This window comes from Ferrimonas balearica (assembly GCF_019802055.1).
GTDB classification, from domain to species: Bacteria; Pseudomonadota; Gammaproteobacteria; order Enterobacterales; family Shewanellaceae; genus Ferrimonas; species Ferrimonas balearica_A.
This window is the reverse complement of sequence record NZ_JAHVHW010000007.1, coordinates 967,628-989,743: the sequence shown is the minus strand read 5'-3', so window position 1 is coordinate 989,743 and position 22,116 is coordinate 967,628. Positions and strand designations below refer to the sequence as shown.

Sequence of the window (22,116 nt, the reverse complement as noted above, 5' to 3'; positions counted from 1 at the left end):
ACTGAGCGTCCCCCTCTTCTCCGGCTCACCGTCTCAGTGCCACTCAGGCTATCCGGCTCCCTATGCCCAGACACAAAAAAACGCCGCACAATCGGCGGCGTTTTTCAGTCGGATTCAGTCCGGGGATTACATCTTCAGTTCACTGCGTGGCATCCACGCCACCGTATTGCCCATATAGGGCAGAATCCACAGTCCGGACTCGCTATCACTGTGCAGGCGATAGAAGTAGATCGGGTCTTTACTCAGGCTCTGGCGGCGCAGTTCACGGTAGAAGACCAGCGCTGAGGGGCTGACATGCTCCGGGGTAAACAGGTTCTTGCGGGTCACCTCAACCTGGAACACCTCGAACCGGTCAGAACCCATGGTCCTTTCGTATCGCTTAAAGCGGCCCTCAATCCGGTACTTGATGGGGGAGGTGATGCAATCCTCATCGGTGACGCAGTAGCTGGCTGACAGTACACCGCTGTTGGCGTCCTGGTACACCAGAGAGAGCGCGTGATCAGTTCGGATCAACAAGCGATTGTTGGCGGGATAATAGATGTCGCCCTGGTAGATCTCCTCCACCAGTTTCCCCTCGCCGTGATACTCCGGCGCCTTGGGCAACTGAATCCGGTTGTAGCGGATCCGCTCCTCCATCAACTCGGCTTGCGCAAGAAACTCTGGGAGGTTCAGACTCACCTTCTCATTCGCGGGGAACGTAATGTTCAACAGGCCCTTTCCGGAACACCCGCCCTGATGAAACTCGGGACAGAGTGCCAGGGAGTGCCCATAGTCGCTGGTCAGGCCAAACGCTTTGAACTGATTAAAGTGCTGATGCGGAATTGCGGTCTCAATAAAGTGGCGCTGCCAACTGGTGGAACGGGGCTTATCCTGGTCATCACGAGTCAGGATCTGCAGAGCGCCTCGAGCACTGCCGATGGTCAGGCTCTTGGTAATGCTGCCACTCCACACCTGGCTGGTTTGGAGCATCTTGTGGTAATCCCCGACGTACCAGCCGAGCAAGCCAGAGATCGAAACCATGGCAACCAGCGTTACCAGCAGGGGGCGCCAGTTACGAATCGGGCTTTGTTCACCGCCCTCTTCGCTATCAAGCTCTCGGATCGTTAGCTGATAACCACGGCGCGCCAGGGTTTTCAGTTCAATCTCGGGATAGGGCTGAAGCTTCTTACGAAGCAAGCTGATGCACTGCAGCAAGGAGGACGCCGCGACCACGCGATCGGGCCACCCGGCTTCAAGCAGAGCCTCTTTGGAGCAGATGTCATCCCGATGTTTTAGCAACTCGGACAACACCGCCGCTTCAGAGAAGGTTAAAGGAATGCTATCGCCGGTGCGCTTGTCGATAAGTGATCCGGCTTGAGTATCATAGTCGAGCGACTTACTGAGGTTCACCATGATGGCAGTTCTTGTTATCTGTGTGTTAACGCCTTGGGTATATCCCGGCGTATCACAGTGTAACAATAAGTGACATTCGGCCTTGTGACCCCTCTCTCAGTGTGCTTTGAGCCAACTGATAAGGCGCTAGCAATCTGACACAAAGGTGGGTAAGGAGTTTCGGTTCCGGTTAACTGCGCACCGAAACCCTGGCCTGAACCGGTGCATGGTCCGATCCCATCCGGTCGAGCGTCGCGTCATTAAAGCGCAGGTGACGGTCCCAAACCACCACCTCATCCACCTGTGCCAGACTCTGGCCAAAGCCCGCATTGAAGTGGGCTGAAAGCATGACATGATCCAGCACACTACCCCGCCCTCCCCAGTAATGGGTCGGGTCGCGATCCCCTTGGTAGAGCGCCAGATCGTGCGCATCCCACAGCTGCAACGCTTCCCGTTCCCCAGCCAGAAGTGGCGTGAGCAGATCGCTGCCAAGATCGCCGTTGAGATCGCCCAGCAGTACCGTCGGCAGGGGTTCCACCATCTGGTCACGGAGAATATCCAGATAGAGCATTGCCGCTTCGGCACTGCGCTGCAGCGCCGAGCCCCATCGCCCCAATACGGGCTGTGCAATCAGCGCATTGATAGCCTCATCGGGGACCAAAAGATGCTCCCCGGCCTCCCAGGCCGGACGGGGGCTCTTCAGGTGCACTACCACGACGCGAAGATCGGAAAAACCCTCAATGCGAAGGCGGGCCTTGAGGGGTAAACGGGAAAAGGCAAAGTCGCCCGATAACCCCAGCGCCTGCGCCAGTTGCGGGCAGGGGGCCACCGTATCGACAGACAGAATGGGATAGCGACTGGCCAAGGCGACCCGGGGCTTGCGACGAACATAATCCCGCTCCGGCATTCCCTCAGCCAGTGCCCAGTGAATCAAGCCCTGGCGCTCACAGATCGCCGCCAGAGGCTGTGGGCTGAACACCTCCTGAAAACCGACAATATCCGCCGCCATCTCCTCCAGCCGCGCTTCGGTCCAGTCGCATTTTTGCCGCCATTGCTGAGCGTCGTAGATGTTCTCGCCGTCGTAGAAAGCCAACGGCGGCTCCACGAAATTAAACAGGTTAAAGGTGGCGATGGAGAAAGCGGGATTCATCGACGAACAGCACTCCGTATTCGGGATCTGCGATGTTCCGAGACTAACGGCTTCCCTCAGCCAACACCAGCCTTAGCCAAAGCTCAATATTGAGAAGTGGCATGTCGAACCAACAGAGGTTGCCTGCCCTTCCTGGCACGGCACTGCCGCCATTAGGGAGTCGGGACCAGTTCGGGATATCGCTCATCAGTTACCAGGCTGAATTGGACAACCCGACAACCGTTTTCAGCTCGGGTCGCCAATAACGCTTTTCAGTGGCCGCATAGTAAACCGGGCCACATCGCCGGGGGAGTAACCTATTGCGAATTTCAAAAGAAGTAACAATGGCAGTGACTATGGCTTTGGCAATCAGAATTTTGTGCTCGCCAGGTAACCTCATCATGACTGGCAACTGACTAGAAAGGCTATACCGATGGAACAAGAAGCGCTGAGGCAACTGAGCCCTCACTCAGCCGCGCAGTTTGGTGGTTCTTTGTCAGTCAGTTCACCCTCCGGTGGGCCCGCCATAGGCACACCGCGGCAATCGTGGTAAAAACAGCGTTTTGTTCGTTACAGGGATAAGGCCGCTCCATGAACATCCTTTCCATTCAGTCCCATGTGGCCTACGGCCACGCAGGCAACGCCTCTGCCGTCTTTCCTTTGCAACGCATGGGACTCAATGTGTGGCCCGTCTACACCGTGATGTTCTCCAACCACACCGGACACGGTGAGTGGCGTGGTCCGGTGTTTGCACCGGAGACCGTATCAGAAGTGATTCAGGGCATTGAGGATCGTGGTGTGCTGCCTCAGTGCAGCGCTGTACTGTCCGGCTATCTTGGGGATCCCAAAATGGCGCAGGTGATTCTGGATGCCGTGGCCAAAGTCCGGGCCGCCAACCCTGACGCCCTCTACTGCTGTGACCCGGTGATTGGTGATGTGGACCGGGGGATCTTTGTCCGCCCGGGCGTACCCGAGCACTTCCGCGATGCGGTAATCCAGCACGCCGACATTCTCACTCCGAATCACTTTGAGACCGAATTTCTGACCGGAAAGACACTGCGCACCCTCGAAGATGCGCTGGAAGCAGGCCGCATGCTGCTGGCTCAGGGGCCCAAAGTCGTACTGATCACTTCACTGCTGCGTGAAGACGCCCCGGAGGAAAGCATCGAGATGCTGGCCATCAGTGAGGGAGCCGCTTATCTGGTTCGGACGCCTCGCCTGACCTTCCCCACACCGATGAACGGTTCCGGTGATGCCACCACCGCACTGTTCCTGGCCAAGTACCTGGAGAAGCGGGATCTCAAGGCCGCCCTCGAGCACGTGGCAGGCGCCATGTTCGCGCTGTTTAACGAGACCCATAAACAACAAAGCCGCGAGCTGCTGCTGGTAGCCGTACAGGACCAACTGGTCGACCCGGCCCATCGGTTCGAGGCGTACGCGGTTTAATCCGGACGGGGAACGGGGGTCACATGGGCCCCGTTCTCCAGATCCTTCCAACTCCCTTCCCACTGCAGCCAGACCATATCAGCGGTTTTCAGATCAACCACCTCACCGGCCAGTTGACTCGCCAACTGAGCCAGTGCCGGGTTGTGCCCCACCAGAGCAACCTGATCCAGCGTTTCATCAAGCGCCGCCACCTCCGCAAGGATGGACTCGGGCGATCCGGGATAGAGACGCTCGACCAACTCAAGGGGAGCGGCTTGCATCAATCGAGCGGTGCTGTAGGCACGAATAGCGGGTGAACAGAGCCAGAGTTGGGGATCAAAAGGACGCCTCTGCCAAATCAGGGGCGCATCCCGGTATCCCTTGCTGGACAAGGGCCGGTATTGATCGGCCAGGTCCTCAATGCGCCAACTGGATTTGGCATGACGGATCAGAAGCAACTGTTTGATACGACCTCCCCAGCGCTAACAAGCGCTCTAGAAAAGTGGATTTTTTTGCCTCGGCAGTGAACTTCCGACCAACAGGGCAGTCCTAAGCATTAAGTAATTCATCATCTCCCTGCAAATTTTTGACGAATTCGCCAGCCATCCGCTCATCGGGTGGCTTTTTTTTGCCCCTGTCTCCCCCCTCGGAGGCATCCGGGCAAACGGATTCAGAATTTTTTTGGAAAGTGGGGAACTAACCCGGATCCACCGGGTCTGAACAGGCAAGGAAATCATCATCTCCCTGCAAAATTTTGACGAGTTCGCCAGCCATCCGTTTTACGGGTGGCTTTTTTTTGCGTGCCAGGCACTCATCGAAACGCCTGCGGAAAAAATGCAAAATTTTTGGGGATGGCGGGGAACCAACTCAGAAAGGCCGGGTCTGACTAAGCAAGGAAATCATCATCTCCCTGCATTTATTGAATCGTTTTCACCGCCATCTCATTGAGATGGCGTTTTTTTTGCGCTTTTGGCCCGGCGACGTATCGGCTTGCGACGCTGCACCGGCGGAAGATTGCGCAGTGAAGTGGGTACCCCACCCTCCTGGGCCTGCTGAATCAGCGCAGCCAATCGGGTGTCCAGATCCCCCATAAAAGGGCCGTAACCCTGCTGACGATCAGCGATGTCTCCCAACTGACGCTCCCAGTGGGCGGTCATATCCGGGTAGCTGGCTTCTTCAGGTAACGCATGGATGAGACCCCGACCCGATGGGGTTGATCTCAACGCTTTCCCCTCCCGCTTTAGCAGCCCCCGCTTACACAGCAGTTCCAATATCCCTGCCCGTGTCGCTTCTGTCCCAAGACCATCGGTATCCCGCAGTATCCCCTTCAGGGTGTCGTCCAGCACAAAGCGGGCAATGCCCGTCATCGCCTGCAACAGGGTCGCCTCGGTAAAGGGTTTCGGCGGTTCCGTCATGCAGTCCTTAATATCGCCACCCATGCAGGGCCATTCGCTGCCCACCGGCAACGCGGGCAGTGCCAGAGCCTCATCCGATTCCTTGCTTTTGGGCAGCAACGCTCGCCACCCAGCCTGTCTCAGCACCTTGCCTTTGGCCACAAACTCACCGGTGCCAATCTGGAACAGGAGTTTGGACTCGGCAAACACCGCTGCAGGATAGAACTGCATCAGATATTGCCGTGCCACCAGGCCATACACCTTCGCCTCCTTGGCGGATAGGCTTTGAGGATTCACCGCTTTGGGCGTAGGAATGATGGCATGGTGCGCGCTGATCTTACTGTCATTCCAGGCGCGGGAGCGCCGGGTGAGGTCCGCTCCAGACACGAATTGGGCCAGTTCAGGCGAGGCGTTGGCAATGGCCTGGCAAACCGCCCCCGCCTCCTGGTGATGCTCAACCGGAAGGTGTCGACAGTCGGAACGGGGATAGGTGATCGCCTTGTGTTTCTCGTAGAGCGACTGCGCCACACTCAGCACTTCCTGAGCGTTCAAGCCAAAGGCTTTGTTGGCGTCGATCTGCAACGCCGAAAGCGAGTATGGCAAAGGGGCGCCCTGCGGTTTCTCTTTGTGATCCGAGGTCAGCACCTTGGCGGGTTGGCCCGCGATGCGCCCCGCCACATTTTCCGCCAAACCTCGACTGAGCAGCCGCCCCTCCTCGTCCAGCCAGCGGGAACAGGCGTCACTGGGCTGCCATCGGGCACGAATCGTGCCAGTGTCATGCTCAATCAATGCATCCAGCTGGTAAAAGGGCTTCGGCTCAAACGCCTCAATCGCTTCATCCCGTCGCACCACCAGACCCAGTACCGGCGTCTGCACCCGACCAACCGACAAGACACCGCCATAGCCAGCCTGCTGTCCCAGCAGCGTGTAGGCCCGAGACAGGTTCATGCCATAGAGCCAATCGGCTCGTGAACGGGCAAGCGCTGACACCGACAGTGGCGCAAAATCACGGTTGAGCTTCAGATTATCCAAAGCCCGTTTGACCGCCGAGGCGTTGAGGTCACTGATCAGCAGCCGCTTGGCCGCCTGCTTTCGCCCGGCGTCCAGTTTCAGGTGGTCCAGCACCTCATCCACTAACAGTTGCCCCTCGCGGTCCGGGTCGCCGGCGTGCACGATCTCCCCGGCGTCTTTCAGCAGCTTGCGGATCACCTGCAACTGTTTGGCGCCCCCCTTGCGGGGTTTCAGCTTCCACTCCGAAACCTGGATAGGCAGATCCGACAGGTTCCAACGCTTATAGCGTTCGTCGTAGGCGTCGGGCTCAACCTGCTCCAGCAGGTGTCCAATGCACCAGGTCACCACATCGCCATTGCCCACCACTATATGTCCCTCTCCCGATTTGTGGGGCTTAGGAAGGACGGCGGCAATAGCACGACCCAGGCTTGGTTTTTCAGCAATATAGAGGCGCATGTACGATTCGAGGAATGGAGAGTGCATCAAGGGTAACGCAGGGGTTCGGCCGCAGGCAACAAACAACTGTATATCTGTACAGACCCCCGAATTCAGACAGGCGTTAAAACGGAAAAAAGGCCTCCTGATGGAGGCCTTTTCTCAGTAAGCGCCAGCGCTGTAGGTCAGCTCATAGCTGTGGCTGTAGATCTCGATGATGTTGCCGAAGGGGTCTTCCATATAGACCATGCGGTAGGGCTTCTCACCGGGGTAGTATTCCCGCACTGGCATCCGCTGTTTGCCTCCGGCCGCCAGGATCTTCTCCACCAGTCCTTCCAGATCCGGGTCCTGCACCGAGAAGTGGAACACACCGGTTTTCCAGTACTCGAAGTTGTTCTCCGGCTGGGCCGCATTGCGAAACTCAAACAGCTCGATGCCAATCTTGTCACCGGTGGCCAGGTGAGCAATGCGGAAGCTGCCCCAGCCCGGGCCAAACACGTCATCACACATCACGCCGATGGCGCTGTCATCCTGCTCAATGGTGGTGGGCGCCATAATGAGATACCAGCCCATTACTTCGGTATAGAACGTCACCGCCGCTTCCAGATCCGGTACGGAGATGCCGATGTGAGAGAAGGTACGGGGATAGGTTTGCTGACTCATGGTCGATGCCTCTCAAAAGTGATTAACTTGACGCCGCTCAGAGTACGCCCGCCTATCGACAACGTGAAATTATCCTCCTTGATACTTTTGATAACGGGTTCTAATTATTTGGGAGGGGTAGAACGCTTGCAGACAGCGCCTATCCCGCCCAATAATCAGAAGCATGCTTTATCACCTTCTCTCCCTTTGATACTGGCGCATTATGCTGAACCTGGATTGGCTACAAACCTACTGTACCCTGGTGGAAACCCGCCACTTTACCCGTACCGCTGAAAAGCTGGCGATGACCCAACCGGGCGTCAGCCAACAGATTCGAAAACTGGAAACCCATTTTGGCCAGTCACTTCTGCGGCGAGAGGGGAAATCCTTCACTCTGACGGAAGCGGGAGAACGGGTGTATCAGCAGGCCCAACGTACGCTAGGCCAGTTGGACAGGCTAGAGCGCAGCCTGCTGGAAGACAGTGAGGTGGAGGGGCGCTGCCGGATCGCCAGCCCGGGCAGTGTCGGTTTACGACTCTACCCCGGACTGTTGGACCTTCAGCGTCAACATCCCGGTTTGGAGATTGAGTACGCCTTCGCGCCCAACGACAGCATTGAACGCCAACTGGCTGCACGACAATTGGATATCGGGCTGATCACCCGCCCGGCACAACTGCCGGAACTCTCCAGCCAGACTTTTGCCGAAGAACCGCTTTACCTGGTGACTCCGGCAAAGGTACAGCAACCAACCTGGCAAACTCTGGAGCGGTTGGGTTACATCGATCACCCCGATGGTGCACACCACGCTGGCTTGCTTCTCAGTGCCAACTACAGCGAATTTGAACAACTCGGCCAACTGCCTAAGCGAGGCTTTTCAAACCAGATCGGGCTGATTCTGGAGCCGGTAGCCCGGGGGTTGGGCTTTACGGTCCTGCCCGCCAACGCGGTGGCGGCCTTTGCCCGCCCCGACGCGATCCAGTCCCATGCGCTGGATCGCCCGGTCAGCGAAACGGTTTACCTTGTCCAACGCCGTTACCACACCCTGCCAAGGCGCTTTGCGCTGGTGAACCAGGCCATGTCTCAACTGCTTCAGGCCGTCAGTTGACCATTCTGGTAATCCGCGATCGCCTGCTCAATCTCCGCCATAGAGTTCATAACAAATGGCCCCCAGTGGACCACCGGTTCCCGGATTGGCTTGCCCGCCAGCACAATCAGTCCTGCGGAGGTGCCGGGTACCGCCGTGAGGGAGATGGCGTCTCCTTGGTCAAAGTAGAGCATATGGCCCGCTTCAATCTGTTGCCCACATAGGGTAACGGCCCCCTGATACAGATAAGCCACCGCGCCGAACTCTGAGGGAATGGGCAGTTTCACTTCGCCTTCTGCACGAAGATCCCCCACTAGCATCGGTACAGAAGGCTGGTCCAAAGGCCCCTTTTCACCATTCAGAGTGCCGCTGATAAGGCGAAAATCCCCCTCCCCCTGCAGCGCCACCGTAGGGATGCTCTGTGCCTGGAAATCGCGATAGTCCGCTGGCTGCATCTTCTTCGCCCTCGGCAGGTTTATCCAGATCTGGAAACCGTGCAGTTGGCCATCGGTCATAATCGGCATCTCCGAGTGGATAACGCCCCGCCCCGCGCTCATCCACTGGGCGCCACCGTCTTTAAGCTCACCAACATTGCCGAGGTGATCCTCATGTCGGAAATGCCCCTTAAGCATGTAGGTCAGCGTTTCAATGCCACGATGAGGATGCGGAGGAAAACCGCCCACATAGTCCTTGGTATTGTCGGCTTTCAGTTCATCGAGCATCAAAAACGGGTCCATCCGGCCATCCTGGAAGCCGGCGACACGACGGATCTTTACCCCGTCTCCATCACTGGTCGGGCGGGATGCCTGCACGGCTATCAGTTTACGAGTCTTCATTTTCGCCTCCTTCGCTTTCGACACAGAGTACGAACGATTAAATCGAAAGTTAATTGCAATTAATTGGGTGATTAGTCCACCTAATTCGAATCCTTTGGGTCCATTCAGTACTTGACCACAGCATAGAGACCGTGACACATGAATCAGAGAACGCCGGTTCTCAACAGGAGGAGCAACCCATAAGGGTCACCAGGCGCATATTGGCGACTGCCTGTGCGCGCCGTCCGTTTTCAAACCGCGATCCGCACTCACAACAGAGGCGTACTGGCGAAGGAGCCGGTCTGCTGCTATATCCCACAGACCACTGGGAAATAAGACGATCCAGAGGCAGAACAACTTGCTGCTACCGCTCCTGATAGTGCTCGCCATCGCACTCGCCCTGCCCGCCATACTGAGCCTGGAAACCGGGCCTCTGGGTGATGACGCCCGAAAGGAGGCGACCGGCCAATTTGTTACGCTGTCGCAGGGGACGACTCATTATCTGCTGCAGGGGCCTGAAACCGGGGCCACCGTGGTTATGGTTCATGGCTTTGCGGTCCCCCACTACACCTGGACGAGGAATGCAGAACCGGTAGCCTCACAAGGGTATCAGGTACTGACTTTTGACCTGTTTGGCCGAGGTTACTCTGATCGCCCAGACCTTCCCTATGACAGAGCCACCTTTGTGTCACAACTGCATGAGTTGCTGATGGCGCTGGATCTGAGTACACCCGTTCATCTGGTTGGGGTGTCGATGGGAGGCGGCATTGTTGCGGCTTACGCGGCGGACCATCCAAACCACGTCACCAGCGTCACGCTGTTAGCGCCCTTCAACCAGCCGGTCGAGATCGGGCCAATCGCCTGGCCCCTGCTTGGGGACTACCTGGCCCGTGTGGCCTACCTGCCGACGTTAGCAGAGCAGCAGCTCGGTGATTTTGTTGAGCAGGAAAACCGGGATTACTGGATCAAAAGGTTTCACCAGCAGATGCGCTATGACGGCTTTGAGGACGCCATCATCGCTACCGCGCAACACTTTCTACAGCAGGATCCCGGTCCGGACATTCAAGCACTTGCCCGGCATGAGAAACCCACTCTGTTGATCTGGGGCGAACAGGACTCCGTTTTCCCTTTTAACCAGGCCCCCTTAGTGCTTTCGGAACTCGGGGAAGGCACTCGGTTTCTGCCCCTTGCCAATACAGGTCATGCCTTGCACTACCAGCGAGCCGAAGAGGTAAACCTGGCAATGCTCACCTTTTGGGCGGAATTGGCCGACCAGTTACCTTAAGGTTGTTCACCTAAGACACTATTGTCATTGCTTTTTTGGTTCTTCGTGTCGTCTGACACCAGGCATAAAATCCATCGCAATCGAACAATGGCGGTTCAATTTGATAGTAAACGCCATTATTAGTCATGCGGCGGACAATATTTGACCAGTTAACATACATTAATATCTATTAATGTTGGACGGGCTCACGATATTTGGTGATTTCTCATTTCCGCTTAATTTTTTCGAGCTCAGATAGGGAACGTGTTGAAATACAGAGAGATATTTGTCAGTGGAAGTGCGATTGACCCACACCACCAGAGAAACCACAACCTTTACATTTGAAACACTTCAGTTACCTTTCGGCCGGACACCTGCCAGATACGAGCACAGAAAGATACAGCCGCGTTACACATTGCTGTCTTTTCACCCTTGAGTTCAATTGAACTGTAATTCGAAAGTATCTATCATCCGTCTCGTGTAAATCGAAAGTAAACCGAGGGTTTTATGGTAGGCAGGGTCAATGTTGATTACTTTTTCAAAGAAGTTTGTGATTCCGACTTCGACTTCATGCTTCAAACCATCAACGCCTTCGAAGAGTACTCTTTGTCAATTTTGTCCTCTCTTCGGGAACAATCTGAAAAAAACCAAAAAGATAGTGGCCAGGCTATCCGCTTAATTCATATGGCCTGCGGCAGCATCGGCTTGCTGGGCTTCACTGATTACGCCAATCAGCTTTCCCAGATTGAGAATCAGCTCCGTGACGAGCAGCTACGTTACGATGAAGCCCGCCACAATCAAGTGTGCAAAACCATCAGAGAAGTTAACGCCGAACTGGACCAATGCCTTGCCGCCATAAAGTTCTCAAAGGACAAGCGGTGACTTCGGCGTTTCCTTACCACGTATTTATCGTCAATGATGACCGGTTTCAACGAATTACCTTGGTTAATTCGTTGAGGAAAAAGGGATTTTCAAAGTGCTTTGGTGTTGAGGATATCGACGACCTGTCGCGTTACGCGTCACGTGATGCTCTCATCGCGGTTCTGGACGTGGACTTGGGGGGGGATGGGAACGCCTACGAGCGCTATCCTGCCCTGGCTAAACTGGGAAACCTATTGGGAGCCATCGTCTACAGTGCTTACCCTGAAGACATTACCCGTTCCGTATACAACCTGCTTTGCTCTGCGGGAATAAAACAGGTCTTCAACCTGAATAAATCCAAGCCATTATCGGAACTGATATCGCAAATTCAGGAAATCACTCAGACAAGCCAGATTTTCGAAGAGCGTTTTCTCAACGCGGGCTCCGAATCGCTCTTCGAGCAATGTAATGATCTGAGAATAACGCCTCGCTATCAGCCTCAATTTTATGCACACTCCGGTGTGCTCTGTGGCTTTGAGGTGCTGGGTCGTATGACGGATGAATTTGGCGATATCCACACGCCATCAGAGTTCATCTCACAGCTTGTAGAAAGTGGAAAAATCACATCCTTCACGCACAAGCTTATCCACAAGGCTATTTCAGAGATAACGGGAAAGACTGAGATCCCGGTATCGCTCTCCTTTAATATTGATTATCAAAGTTTGGAAGAAGACACTTTCTCTGAGGAGATCGTCAGTCTGTTACAGCGCCTGAACTATCCTTTTAACCTGGTCACACTTGAAGTAACTGAAACAGGGTTCAGTCGCTCTGAAACAACTTATCAAAATCTTATTAGATTTCGGCTGTCTGGAATCAATATCTCAATCGACGATTTTGATTTAAAACAAGCGACCATCAACGAATTTCTCGCTTTCCCATTTAGAGAAGTAAAATTCGACAAGTCACTATTATATAAAAGTGGTAGTGACGAAAAATTGTTTCAACTCCTTTTAAGCTTCTGCGAGAGTTGTAAGCGCCTTGGAATATCGATTGTGGTCGAAGGCATTGAAAGTTTGGACGACGAATTTCAAGCCAAGCGACTTGGTGCAGATAAGGTTCAAGGCTATTACTACCATGCACCATTAAACATCGAACAAGCATTAGCTATCATTTAACTGCTTATGGAATTTTCAAAATGGACAAAGATGTTTTTCTAATTGAAGACGACATCATGTCTTCGAACCTAATAAGCCGATATTTCAAGAAGCATGGCTATGTCGTAACAAGCTTTACCGACATCAGTTCCGCTATGCTGAAACTAAATAATGTCCAGCCACGGTGCATTATTTTGGATCTTGACCTTGACTGCGAAACGCCGTTAGACAATATATCAAAGATCCGCTTGCTCTCATCTACCTATCTAATTGTCTTTTCCTCCTTCCGACGCTTCGATATCGAAACGCTCGCTTACAGCAAAGGTTGTGATCAGTACATCTCGAAGGATCGCGGACTTATCCCTTTGATTCATGCCGTTAAACAGATAAGCAACGGACGGGAAAATCACAATATCATTGCCACCAACAAAATCTGGCACTACAGCAGCGGGCTGGTTTTCGACTACCTGAATCGAACGATAGAGTTTGAGGGCAACCTGGCCAGCCTCACTCGAATCGAAGCACGAACGCTGTCGGTTCTGACGTCGAGTGCCTACCGCACACTGAGCCGCGACGTGCTGACAAAAAGCACCACAGGCCGTGACTTCGACGGCATCAGCCGCAGTGTCGATCTTACCGTCAGCAAGATACGGAACAAGATCCGCGCACTCGGACTGAAAGACGAGATCATTATTACGGTACAGTCCCTCGGCTACCAGTTGAAGTCCGGCTCTGAACTGATTGAAAAGACCGAGTTGCCATGAAAAAGATGCGCATTGAGAAGTTTACGTTTGCCGTCTTTACGACATCCATTCTGCTAATGTATGCGTTGGTTGTTGTTTACCTTCTCGAAATCAAGGTCTCAGAGCAGACATCGAACCTCATTGAAGAGAGCATCGAGATCCCTTACCTGACCGAGAAGCTACGTGCTGATTCAACCAAGTTGACCAAGTATGCCTTCTTTTACTTGGCGACAATGTCACCTGAATACAAATCTCGCTTTAACTCACTATTGTCGGTAAAACTTGGTGAATCTACCAGGGAGCTCAATCAGATAACGGCATTTCTGGTTCACGATGAAGATTCAAAGATCGAAAATCTTCTTGTCGGCAACTTCTCTGACCTTGACCTGATCCATATGAACCACTTCTCTAGCGAGGAGCTGATACTGCTGACTCAGGTTATCGATATTGAACACAAGATCATTAACATCGAACTCGAAGCGATTCAGCAATTGGATCTTCAGCAGGACAATAACATCGCGTTGCTTCAGGTCTTCTCATCTAGCGAGCACCAAACACTCAAAGAGGATTTAGACGAGACCATCGCAAAGTTTGATGCTCTTGCAACCGCAAGAGTTGCTAAGCAGCTTGAGGAACATCAGTCACTATCCAAGATAGTGAACGTCATATTTCTTACCATTGTCGTCATCTCCAGTTTCGTATTTTGGCTAGGTGGCTACCTTATCGTTAGAAACCTGAGCAAGCCGATCTCCTACTTATCCAAGGCAGTTAAAGTTACCGATAGCAAAGAGAAGTTGCAGCGTATCAAGCGCATTAAAAGCAACTTTATTGAGGTGAACTACCTGTGTTCCTCCATGGTGTATGGCTTGATGTCGAACGAAAGCCTCATCAACAGCATCAAGGAACAAAGAGATAAGAACGAGCGACTGACCGATAAAGCCAATAATGCCAATCGGGCAAAGTCGCTCTTTCTCGCCAACATGAGTCACGAAATCCGCACTCCCCTTAACGGAATACGGGGCTTTATCTCTCTGCTGGAGCGGACCAACCTAAACGCCGAACAGCAGGAATATGTGACCCATTCGGCGTCCGTTGTTAATGACCTCACCACCATCATTGGAGACATTCTCGATTTTTCAAAGATCGAGTCAGGGGAGATGATCATTGGAGCAGAGCGTATTGACGTGCTCCAATTGGTCAACAACGTGTACCTGATGATTAAGAATCAAAATCTGGTTCAAGGAAACACGATAGAGTTTGACCTTCACGACATGCCACAAGCGTTTATTGGCGACGAAATTCGCATTAAACAGATGCTGATGAACCTTCTCTCCAACGCCATCAAATTCACCCAAAATGGTTGTGTACGCTTGACCTTAAAGATGTCGCCAGACGGGACATTTGAAATTACCGTCGCCGATACCGGTATCGGCATGCACAAGTCAAAGATTGAGCAGGTGCGTAAGCCCTTTGAGCAAGCTGACCTATCGATTAAGAAAGAGTTTGGTGGCACAGGCCTGGGCATCCCCATTATTGAGCGCATTGCCCAGCGTATGGGGGGAGAACTGCTTATCGACAGCGCTCCGGGCCAAGGCACTACCTGCCGGGTTAATGTGCAGGTCGCTCCAGCCTCCGATGCCGTAAATTTTTCCGCACTCTCCTTCTGCCACCTTCACGTCGTCTGTCTGCATGAGTCCCCCCAAGTAGTGGCGACCATCGAAAGCCAGTTCAAGCGTGTCCATATCGCTCAGTTCCACCACACTTTAGACACCGTCAAGGACAGTGCGGACACGCAAAGCGTCACGATCGTTTTGTGTTCACAGCAGCACTACCTCGAGTGTAAAGAGAGGATGCTCAACTCCGAGTTTCACCGACTCTACATACTGCCGTCGAAGGGATTGAAGTTTCCAACCAGTGAGTTCACACAGGCCAACGTGGAGGTGTTGATCGATCTCCCTCCCCACCCCTACTACTATCTGACGGACGTGGATTTCAACCAGTCCTGCTGTGGCGCAGATCGACTCAAGCACCCGGTATCCATCCTGCTCGCCGAAGACGTCGACTTTAACCGTCTGGTGATGAAGCGCTTGCTGGAGAAAGTGGGCGCCAGGGTCGACATGGCCAAAAACGGAAAGGAAGCGGTGGAAAAGGTGAAAGCGCACAACTCAGAGTTTGATGTGGTGTTAATGGACATCCATATGCCGGTGATGGATGGCATCGAAGCCACCGGCTACATTCGCACTCTCACCCCTGACTTACCCATCGTCGCACTGACGGCCAACATCACTCGGGACATGCGCGAACGGTGTCGTGAAGCCGGGATCCGGGACTTCCTGACCAAGCCATTCAAAGAGGAAGAACTCTTTGCGGTGCTAAATAAAGTCAAGTAATGGCCGGGAGTTGAACCCCGCTTAATCCAGTAAAAAGCCGGGCCAGATGGCCCGGCTTTTTTAGCGATTACGGCTGTTTAGCCATGCCTCTTAAGGCTGTCCCCCACCCGCTCAACCGGTAGGTCAGAAGATAAAGTGTGGGTAGCACCACCAGAGTCAGCAGTGTTGAGGAGATGATCCCACCAATCACCACAGTCGCCAATGGACGCTGTACCTCAGCCCCGGTCCCCATATTCAATGCCATGGGCACAAAACCCAGGCTCGCTACCAGAGCGGTCATCAGCACCGGACGCAAACGGGCACTGGCGCCCTGTCGGACCGCATCAATCAGTGCCATCCCTTGTGAGGAGAGCTCCCGAATGACCGTCAGCATCACGACCCCGTTGAGCACCGCGATGCCAGACAGCGCGATAAAGCCCACGGCAGCCGAGATGGACAGGGGCATATCCCGCACCACCAACGCCAGGACCCCACCGGTTAAGGCCAGGGGAACGCCGGTAAAGATGATGAGTGAGTCGCGCAAAGAACCAAATGCGCTGTACAGCAGACCCAAAATCAGTAACAGAGTCAGCGGCACCACAATGGCAAGACGCTGGCTGGCCGACTCCAGCTGTTCAAAAGTGCCGCCATAGGCCAGCCAGTAGCCCGGTTCCAGAGCCAGTTGTCGCGACAGGCTTTGTTTCGCTTCATCAATAAAGCTGCCCAGATCGCGGCCGTCAACATTGGCGGTCACAACAACATGGCGCTTGCCATTCTGGCGACTGATCTGATTCGGCCCCTGAAGTTGTCGTATCTCAGCGACCTCTCCCAGAGGAACGTAGCTCAGATCAGGGTTCAGCTTTTCCGGCAGCGCGATGGGCAGGTTCCGCAAGCCGCTCAAGTCCGCGCCAACCGCTTCATCCATTCGGACAACCAGTGGAAAGCGACGGTCACCCTCAAAGATCAATCCGGTTTGTACGCCGGACACTGCGGCTTGTACCGCAATTTGTATGTCCTCAACGGTCAGTCCCAACAGCGCAAGATGGTTGCGGTCCGGCTCAACAGAGAGCACGGGCAACCCATCCATCGCCTCCACCCGCAGGTCCGTCGCCCCTTCAATTCGGCTGAGGATCTGTTCAGCCCGATTACCCGCCGCCAGCAGGGTGGGCAGATCATCGCCGTAGATACGAATCGCGACATCGGCCCGAACCCCGGCAATCAGCTCGTTAAAGCGCATCTCGATGGGTTGGGTGAACTCGTAATTGTTTCCGGGTACCGCCTCAGCGGCCGCTCGCAACTCCTCCATAAAGTCGGCCTTGCTCTTCTCCGGATTCGGCCAGGCTTCCTGAGGCTTCATGATCAGTATGGTGTCGGCAACGCTGGGCGGCATCGGATCGGTCGCCACCTCCGGCGTGCCGATCTTGGAGAACACCCACGCCACTTCCGGTAGCATCCCCAGCTCCTTTTCGAGCTTTCGCTGCATATCAACGGATTGCTCCAGCCCGGTACCGGTAATGCGCAAAGCATGTACCGCGATATCGCCCTCATCCAACTGCGGCAGGAACTCGCTGCCCAACTGTCGCAACTGCAAAATCGACATCAACACCAGGGCAACCGCCAGCCCCACAGGAACCAGGGGCCACTTCAACGCGCCCTTGAGAACCGGTTGATAGAGCGCTCTGGCCCCCCGCATCAGCCGATTTTCCTTCTCATTAATACGCCCCTTCACAAACAGGGCGATCGCGGCAGGCACAAAGGTTATCGAGAAGATCAGGGCACCAAGCAGCGCAGCCACCACCGTAAATGCCATCGGGTGGAACATCTTTCCTTCAACGCCGGACAGGGCAAAGATTGGCAGATAAACCAGCATGATGATGAGCACGCCAAACACCGCAGGACGAAACACCTCTCTGGTGGCATCGGCCACCACTCGAAGACGCTCCTCCAGTGACAACAGGCGGCCATGTGAATGCTGCGCGAGACCAAGGCGGCGCAAACAGTTTTCCACCACAATCACGGCGCCATCCACGATCAGACCGAAGTCGATCGCCCCGAGGCTCATCAGGTTGCCGGATACCCGGTTGGCAGCCATCCCGGAAACCGCAAAGAGCATGCTCAGAGGAATAACCAGCGCGGCAATCAGGGCAGCTCGAATGTTACCCAGGAACAGGAACAACACCACAATGACCAGCACCGCCCCTTCAAACAGGTTGGTTTTCACCGTGGCGATGGTTTTGTCCACGAGGGTGGTTCGATCATAGAGCGGTTCGGCGATCACGCCAGCGGGCAGCGTGGCGTTCACTTCAACCAGCTTTTCACCCACCGCTTTGGCCACCACCCGGCTGTTTTCTCCCATCAGCATGAAGGCGGTGCCCAGGACGGTCTCCTCACCGTTCAGGGTGGCGGCGCCGGTACGGAGCTCTCTGCCGTAGAACACACGGGCGACATCACGCACCCGTACCGGGGCATCATCTCGCTTGGTCACCACCACATCGCCAATCTCTTCCAGGCTCTGTAGCTGCCCAGGGGAACGCACCAGCCACTGAGCGCCGTTACGCTCAATGTATCCCGCACCGGCGTTCAGGTTGTTGCGCTCCAGTGCCGTAATGACATCCTGAATCGTCACCTTGAAGGCCAGCAGTTTGCCCGGTATCGGCGCCACCTGGTATTGACGCTCATAGCCCCCAATGCTGTTGATCTCCGTTACGCCGGGCACCTGCACCAGCTGAGGGCGGATGATCCACTCCTGAATCGTTCGCAGGTCATCCACCTGGTAAGGGCTGCCATCGGCTTTCGTTACCCCCGGCTCCACACGCAGGGCGTAAGTGAACACCTCACCCAAGCCACTGGCGATCGGCCCCATCATGGGTTCCAACCCTCCAGGCAACTCAGCGCGCACACTCTGAAGGCGCTCACTTATCTGCTGCCTGGCCCAATAGATGTCGGTGCCCTCTTCAAACACCACGGTGACCTGTGACAGGCCATAACGCGAAATCGAGCGGGTATAGTCGAGCGCCGGGATCCCCGCCATGGCGTTTTCCACCAGGAAGGTGATGCGCTGTTCAGACTCCAAAGGGGAATAGCCAGGCGCAGACGTGTTGATCTGAACCTGAACATTTGTGATGTCCGGTACGGCATCAATCGGCAGCTTAAGGGCGTGATACACTCCCAGGGCCACAACCAGCAGGGTCAGCGCCAGCACCAGAGCACGCCGTCGCAAAGCGAAGGCGATAATCTTATCAATCATCGGTTACTCCTAGTGGCTGTGGCTCGCACCGTCTTTCATCACGTCCGCCAGCAGCAGGTAGCTGTTGGCCGTGACGTACTCGGTACCCGGCTCCAGGCCACTGAGTACCTCAACGTACTCACCGTCCTGCGCACCCAGCTCAACCATTCGCACCTCAAAGGTGTCGCCATATCGAGCAAACACCACATCCCTATCCCGAAAACGCTGCAAGGCATCAACGCTCACCGCAAGAGGCACCTCCCGACGGCTGGTGAGGATTTTCGCCTGAACATGCATCCCCGGACGCCAATGGCCGTCCGCATTATCAACAACGGCTCTGGCACGGGCGATATGCCCCCCGGTCATGATGGGCGCGATGTAGCTGATGGTGGACGCCACGCCCGCCTCACCAGACTCAGCGGCATGCATGGAGAACAGAGTCAGCGGCATGCCAGTCGAGACCTTGTCCAAGGCGTTTGGAAACACCGAAAGGTCGATCCACACCTGAGAGAAGTCGGCGACCTGCATCAAAGCCCGACCACCGGTGTGATCGCCAAGATGGAGCCACTGCTGGGTGACCTCGCCACTAGCCGGTGAGGTCACCTTGTAGCGCTGGAGGGTCTTGCTGTTGCTGACGATCGCGATGGTCTGGCCCTTATTCACTTTGTCGCCGACGTGCACCAGCAGACTCTCCACAATCCCCTCATAGGGAGCGGACACAGAGTAGACCTGCTGTTGTACCGGTTGCACCACCCCAAAGACGGTTTCGGTAACGGTCAGAACCTGGCTGCTGGCCATTTCGGTCTCGACACCAGCTAAGGTCAGCATGCGCTCCTGGATTTCGGTCCGGCCTTCATGAGACTCGTACTCCCAGTGGTAGGATTCGCCCGCAATGCTCGCCCGCACGCTGACATCGAAGGAGTGTGGCTCCCTGACGGGCTGCGGTGAGACCAGGTAGTCTCGCTCGGGATAAAACTGCATCGGCTCAACCACACCGCCCAGACGCGCCAACTCAATGGTCAGATCAACCTGGTCCGGGCTTACGAGTGTTCCGGAGCGATACAGATAAGCCCGCATCTCTGGTTCGATCCCATGCTCATAGAGGGTGATCTCAACCGCCACCTCTCCCTGCTGAAGCCAGGTTCCACCATTGGGGCCCTTGGGTTCAGCCTCCTCCTCATGGTCATCATGGTGGCCGTGGTTACCACCGGCTGACGCCATGCCAGGCAATAGCGCGACAGCCGCAAACAGAAGCGACGCCGCCAAGCGAAGTTGAATAATGGTCATGATTGATTCTCCGGAGACGGGTCGGTTTGAGTCACGGTTTCAAAGGATTGGCCGGTTAGACGCTCTAGTTCGAGTAACTGGAGCCAGGCCGAATAGCGAGCATCGATACGCTGCCGCTCCAGCTCAAACTGTTTGGACTGAGCAGCCAGCAATGAGAGAACCGATTGTTGTCCCGTCTCATACCCGGTCTCGACCTGCTCCAACCATTGATGGGCCAGCGGCAGCAGCGACTGACCAAGGTGCTCGATCCGGTCCATCTGATTACTGAGGGAGTGATGAACGCCAAGCAGGGTGAGTCGCAACGTTTGTCGTGCCAGGCGTTGATGATGCAGGGCTTGCTCCTCCTCGGCGCGAGCCGCCAGCAGGTTGCCCTGATTGGGCGAGTTCAACTGCAGCGGCACCTTCAGTTCAAACAGCAAACTGGTGTCATTGGTCTCTTCAGAGCGTTTGAGCCCCATGCCCAAAGTGACATCCCATTGGCCATTGGCCTCCTCCAGCCGTCGCTGGGCCTCCATCAGGCGCACCCGCTCCAGCAGTTGGAGGTAGCTGGGGGCCCGGTCCATGGCATTCAGCACCTGAGCCGCACTGGGTATCCTTTCCAGTTGTGCCAGATCGCCCTCTGCCCACATCGCTTCGGGCTCGGATTGCCACATCACCGCCAGTCGACGCTGTGCCAATCTCAGTTGCCCTTCGAGCAGATGCTGCTCCGCCTGGGATTCGGCCAATCGCAGGGCCAATCCACTCACGTCGGCCTGTTGCGCTGCACCTGCGTTTGCTCTGGCACGGATCTGATCCAGAGCCTTCTGCTCGATGACAATGCGCTGACGACTCCACTCCAGCAACGTCTGGCGATACACCAGCTCGTAATAGCGCCGGGTCGCCTCCGTCAGCACCTCAACTCGCTGGAACTCGTAATCGATGACCTTCTGGCGCTGCTGAACCGTGGCAAGGTCGACTCGCCGCTGGCGCTTTTCGCCCAGCTCTACGAGTTGGCTCAGTTGCAGCGTCGTTTCGGCGCTCTCAAACCCCTGGGCTTCGCCGCTGCCCAACACGTTCTCTACAGAGAGTGACAAAGAGGGGTTGGGGCGGAGCCCGGCCTGAATGGCATTGGCCTCTGCGGCACGCTGCTCATAGGGAAACAGCTGCAACTCCGGATTTCTGAGCAGTGTCTGCTGCAACACCTCCCCCAGAACCAGACGCTCCGCTTTTGCCGGAGCAGCGACCAGTGCCAGGAGCAGACAGGTCGTCAGGACACGCCATTGGCGTCGCCACACCTGAGGAGGGTTCCCAGGCGGTGCCGACAGGCATCGGGTAAGCCCGACGCCGGATTGGAATAAACAAAACATAATGACTCCACACGCCAGCACGGCCTTACCGCCGAGCCGGTATAGCTATGAAATGGGATAATTGCGTGTGAGTTCAGACGTTCGGAGGGGGGATCGGGGGTGCTGCCCGACGATCCGGACGATAGACCGCTCGCGACAGAATCAAAGTGGAATCAGGCTGCTCAAAGTGCAGGTTGTGATCGGTTGGCGGGTGACAGGGCAGGTGGGAGTGCGGTGTGTGGTCATGCTCCGACACCTCCCCTGGCGTCAAGGTCTGGACGGCAGAATCGCACGCCATTGCGGCGGCTTCCAGGTGATGCTCATCACCGGAATACTCAGGTGCTACAGTCAGGCAACTGGCAAATATCTGGGACAATCCCAACACCATCAGCAGCGCCAGGGAGATCACCCTGCGCAACACTGGAGTCGAAATTTTCAACCAGCTCACCAATTTAATACCGCCATCCAACACCCTGCCTCATTGGCGACACATTAAATCAACTTTAGTCATCGGATATCAAACGCTTTTTCCTGATTCGGTAACCCTATTTTGAATTTCAGCTTAATGAGAACCCTGAAAC

The 22,116-nt window shown here is 55.2% G+C and carries 17 protein-coding genes; 7 read left to right on the top strand and 10 right to left on the bottom strand.

Annotated elements, in window-relative coordinates:
• Positions 1-126: 126 nt before the first annotated feature.
• Together KUV52_RS12090 and KUV52_RS12085 are read right to left on the bottom strand one after the other, a co-directional pair.
• Entirely contained in the window at positions 127-1,392 is a 1,266-nt protein-coding gene (locus tag KUV52_RS12090; RefSeq protein ID WP_222526188.1) for a transcriptional regulator, read from the bottom strand.
• A gap of 169 nt (positions 1,393-1,561) precedes the next feature.
• Entirely contained in the window at positions 1,562-2,521 is a 960-nt protein-coding gene (locus tag KUV52_RS12085) for an endonuclease/exonuclease/phosphatase family protein (RefSeq protein ID WP_222526187.1), read from the bottom strand.
• Positions 2,522-3,091: 570 nt separating this feature from the next.
• Here KUV52_RS12085 and pdxY point away from each other — a divergent pair.
• Positions 3,092-3,946 (top strand): pyridoxal kinase PdxY, encoded by an 855-nt coding sequence (gene pdxY, locus KUV52_RS12080; RefSeq protein WP_222526186.1) that lies wholly within the window; start codon positions 3,092-3,094, stop codon positions 3,944-3,946.
• Here pdxY and KUV52_RS12075 read toward each other — a convergent pair.
• From KUV52_RS12075 to KUV52_RS12065, 3 genes are all read right to left on the bottom strand, one after another.
• On the bottom strand, positions 3,943-4,383 hold the full coding sequence (locus KUV52_RS12075; RefSeq protein WP_222526185.1) for a SixA phosphatase family protein: 441 nt from the start codon (positions 4,381-4,383) through the stop codon (positions 3,943-3,945). The genes pdxY and KUV52_RS12075 overlap by 4 nt on opposite strands.
• 483 nt (positions 4,384-4,866) lie before the next feature.
• On the bottom strand, positions 4,867-6,786 hold the full coding sequence (locus KUV52_RS12070) for a DNA topoisomerase III (RefSeq protein ID WP_222526184.1): 1,920 nt from the start codon (positions 6,784-6,786) through the stop codon (positions 4,867-4,869).
• A gap of 141 nt (positions 6,787-6,927) precedes the next feature.
• Positions 6,928-7,428 (bottom strand): lactoylglutathione lyase family protein, encoded by a 501-nt coding sequence (locus KUV52_RS12065; protein WP_222526183.1) that lies wholly within the window; start codon positions 7,426-7,428, stop codon positions 6,928-6,930.
• A gap of 202 nt (positions 7,429-7,630) precedes the next feature.
• Between KUV52_RS12065 and KUV52_RS12060 the strand changes: the two genes are divergently transcribed.
• Positions 7,631-8,512 (top strand): LysR family transcriptional regulator, encoded by an 882-nt coding sequence (locus KUV52_RS12060; protein ID WP_222526182.1) that lies wholly within the window; start codon positions 7,631-7,633, stop codon positions 8,510-8,512.
• On the opposite strand, the gene KUV52_RS12055 is transcribed toward KUV52_RS12060, so the two are convergent.
• Entirely contained in the window at positions 8,497-9,327 is an 831-nt protein-coding gene (locus KUV52_RS12055) for a pirin family protein (RefSeq protein ID WP_222526181.1), read from the bottom strand. The two genes, KUV52_RS12060 and KUV52_RS12055, sit on opposite strands and share 16 nt — an antisense overlap.
• A 337-nt stretch (positions 9,328-9,664) precedes the next feature.
• Between KUV52_RS12055 and KUV52_RS12050 the strand changes: the two genes are divergently transcribed.
• The 5 genes from KUV52_RS12050 to KUV52_RS12030 all read left to right on the top strand — a co-directional run bounded on the left by KUV52_RS12050 (position 9,665) and on the right by KUV52_RS12030 (position 15,718).
• Entirely contained in the window at positions 9,665-10,591 is a 927-nt protein-coding gene (locus KUV52_RS12050; RefSeq protein WP_222526180.1) for an alpha/beta fold hydrolase, read from the top strand.
• Positions 10,592-11,077: 486 nt separating this feature from the next.
• On the top strand, positions 11,078-11,452 hold the full coding sequence (locus KUV52_RS12045) for an Hpt domain-containing protein (RefSeq protein WP_222526179.1): 375 nt from the start codon (positions 11,078-11,080) through the stop codon (positions 11,450-11,452).
• On the top strand, positions 11,449-12,606 hold the full coding sequence (locus KUV52_RS12040) for an EAL domain-containing protein (RefSeq protein ID WP_222526178.1): 1,158 nt from the start codon (positions 11,449-11,451) through the stop codon (positions 12,604-12,606). Before KUV52_RS12045 ends, KUV52_RS12040 begins: the two co-directional genes overlap by 4 nt.
• 20 nt (positions 12,607-12,626) lie before the next feature.
• Entirely contained in the window at positions 12,627-13,349 is a 723-nt protein-coding gene (locus KUV52_RS12035) for a response regulator transcription factor (protein WP_222526177.1), read from the top strand.
• Positions 13,346-15,718: a response regulator gene (locus KUV52_RS12030; protein WP_222526176.1), complete on the top strand. Its 2,373-nt coding sequence runs from the start codon at positions 13,346-13,348 to the stop codon at positions 15,716-15,718. Before KUV52_RS12035 ends, KUV52_RS12030 begins: the two co-directional genes overlap by 4 nt.
• Positions 15,719-15,785: 67 nt before the next feature.
• On the opposite strand, the gene KUV52_RS12025 is transcribed toward KUV52_RS12030, so the two are convergent.
• From KUV52_RS12025 to KUV52_RS12010, 4 genes are all read right to left on the bottom strand, one after another.
• Positions 15,786-18,944, bottom strand: coding sequence for an efflux RND transporter permease subunit (locus KUV52_RS12025; protein WP_222526175.1), 3,159 nt, complete (start codon positions 18,942-18,944; stop codon positions 15,786-15,788).
• A 9-nt stretch (positions 18,945-18,953) separates the two neighbouring features.
• The gene (locus tag KUV52_RS12020) at positions 18,954-20,210 is read right to left on the bottom strand and encodes an efflux RND transporter periplasmic adaptor subunit (protein ID WP_222526174.1); all 1,257 of its coding nucleotides are present in this window, start codon (positions 20,208-20,210) and stop codon (positions 18,954-18,956) included.
• The gene (locus tag KUV52_RS12015; RefSeq protein ID WP_222526173.1) at positions 20,207-21,484 is read right to left on the bottom strand and encodes a TolC family protein; all 1,278 of its coding nucleotides are present in this window, start codon (positions 21,482-21,484) and stop codon (positions 20,207-20,209) included. The genes KUV52_RS12020 and KUV52_RS12015 overlap by 4 nt, the downstream gene beginning before the upstream one ends.
• 145 nt (positions 21,485-21,629) lie before the next feature.
• Positions 21,630-21,974, bottom strand: coding sequence for a hypothetical protein (locus KUV52_RS12010; RefSeq protein WP_222526172.1), 345 nt, complete (start codon positions 21,972-21,974; stop codon positions 21,630-21,632).
• Positions 21,975-22,116 lie beyond the last annotated feature (142 nt).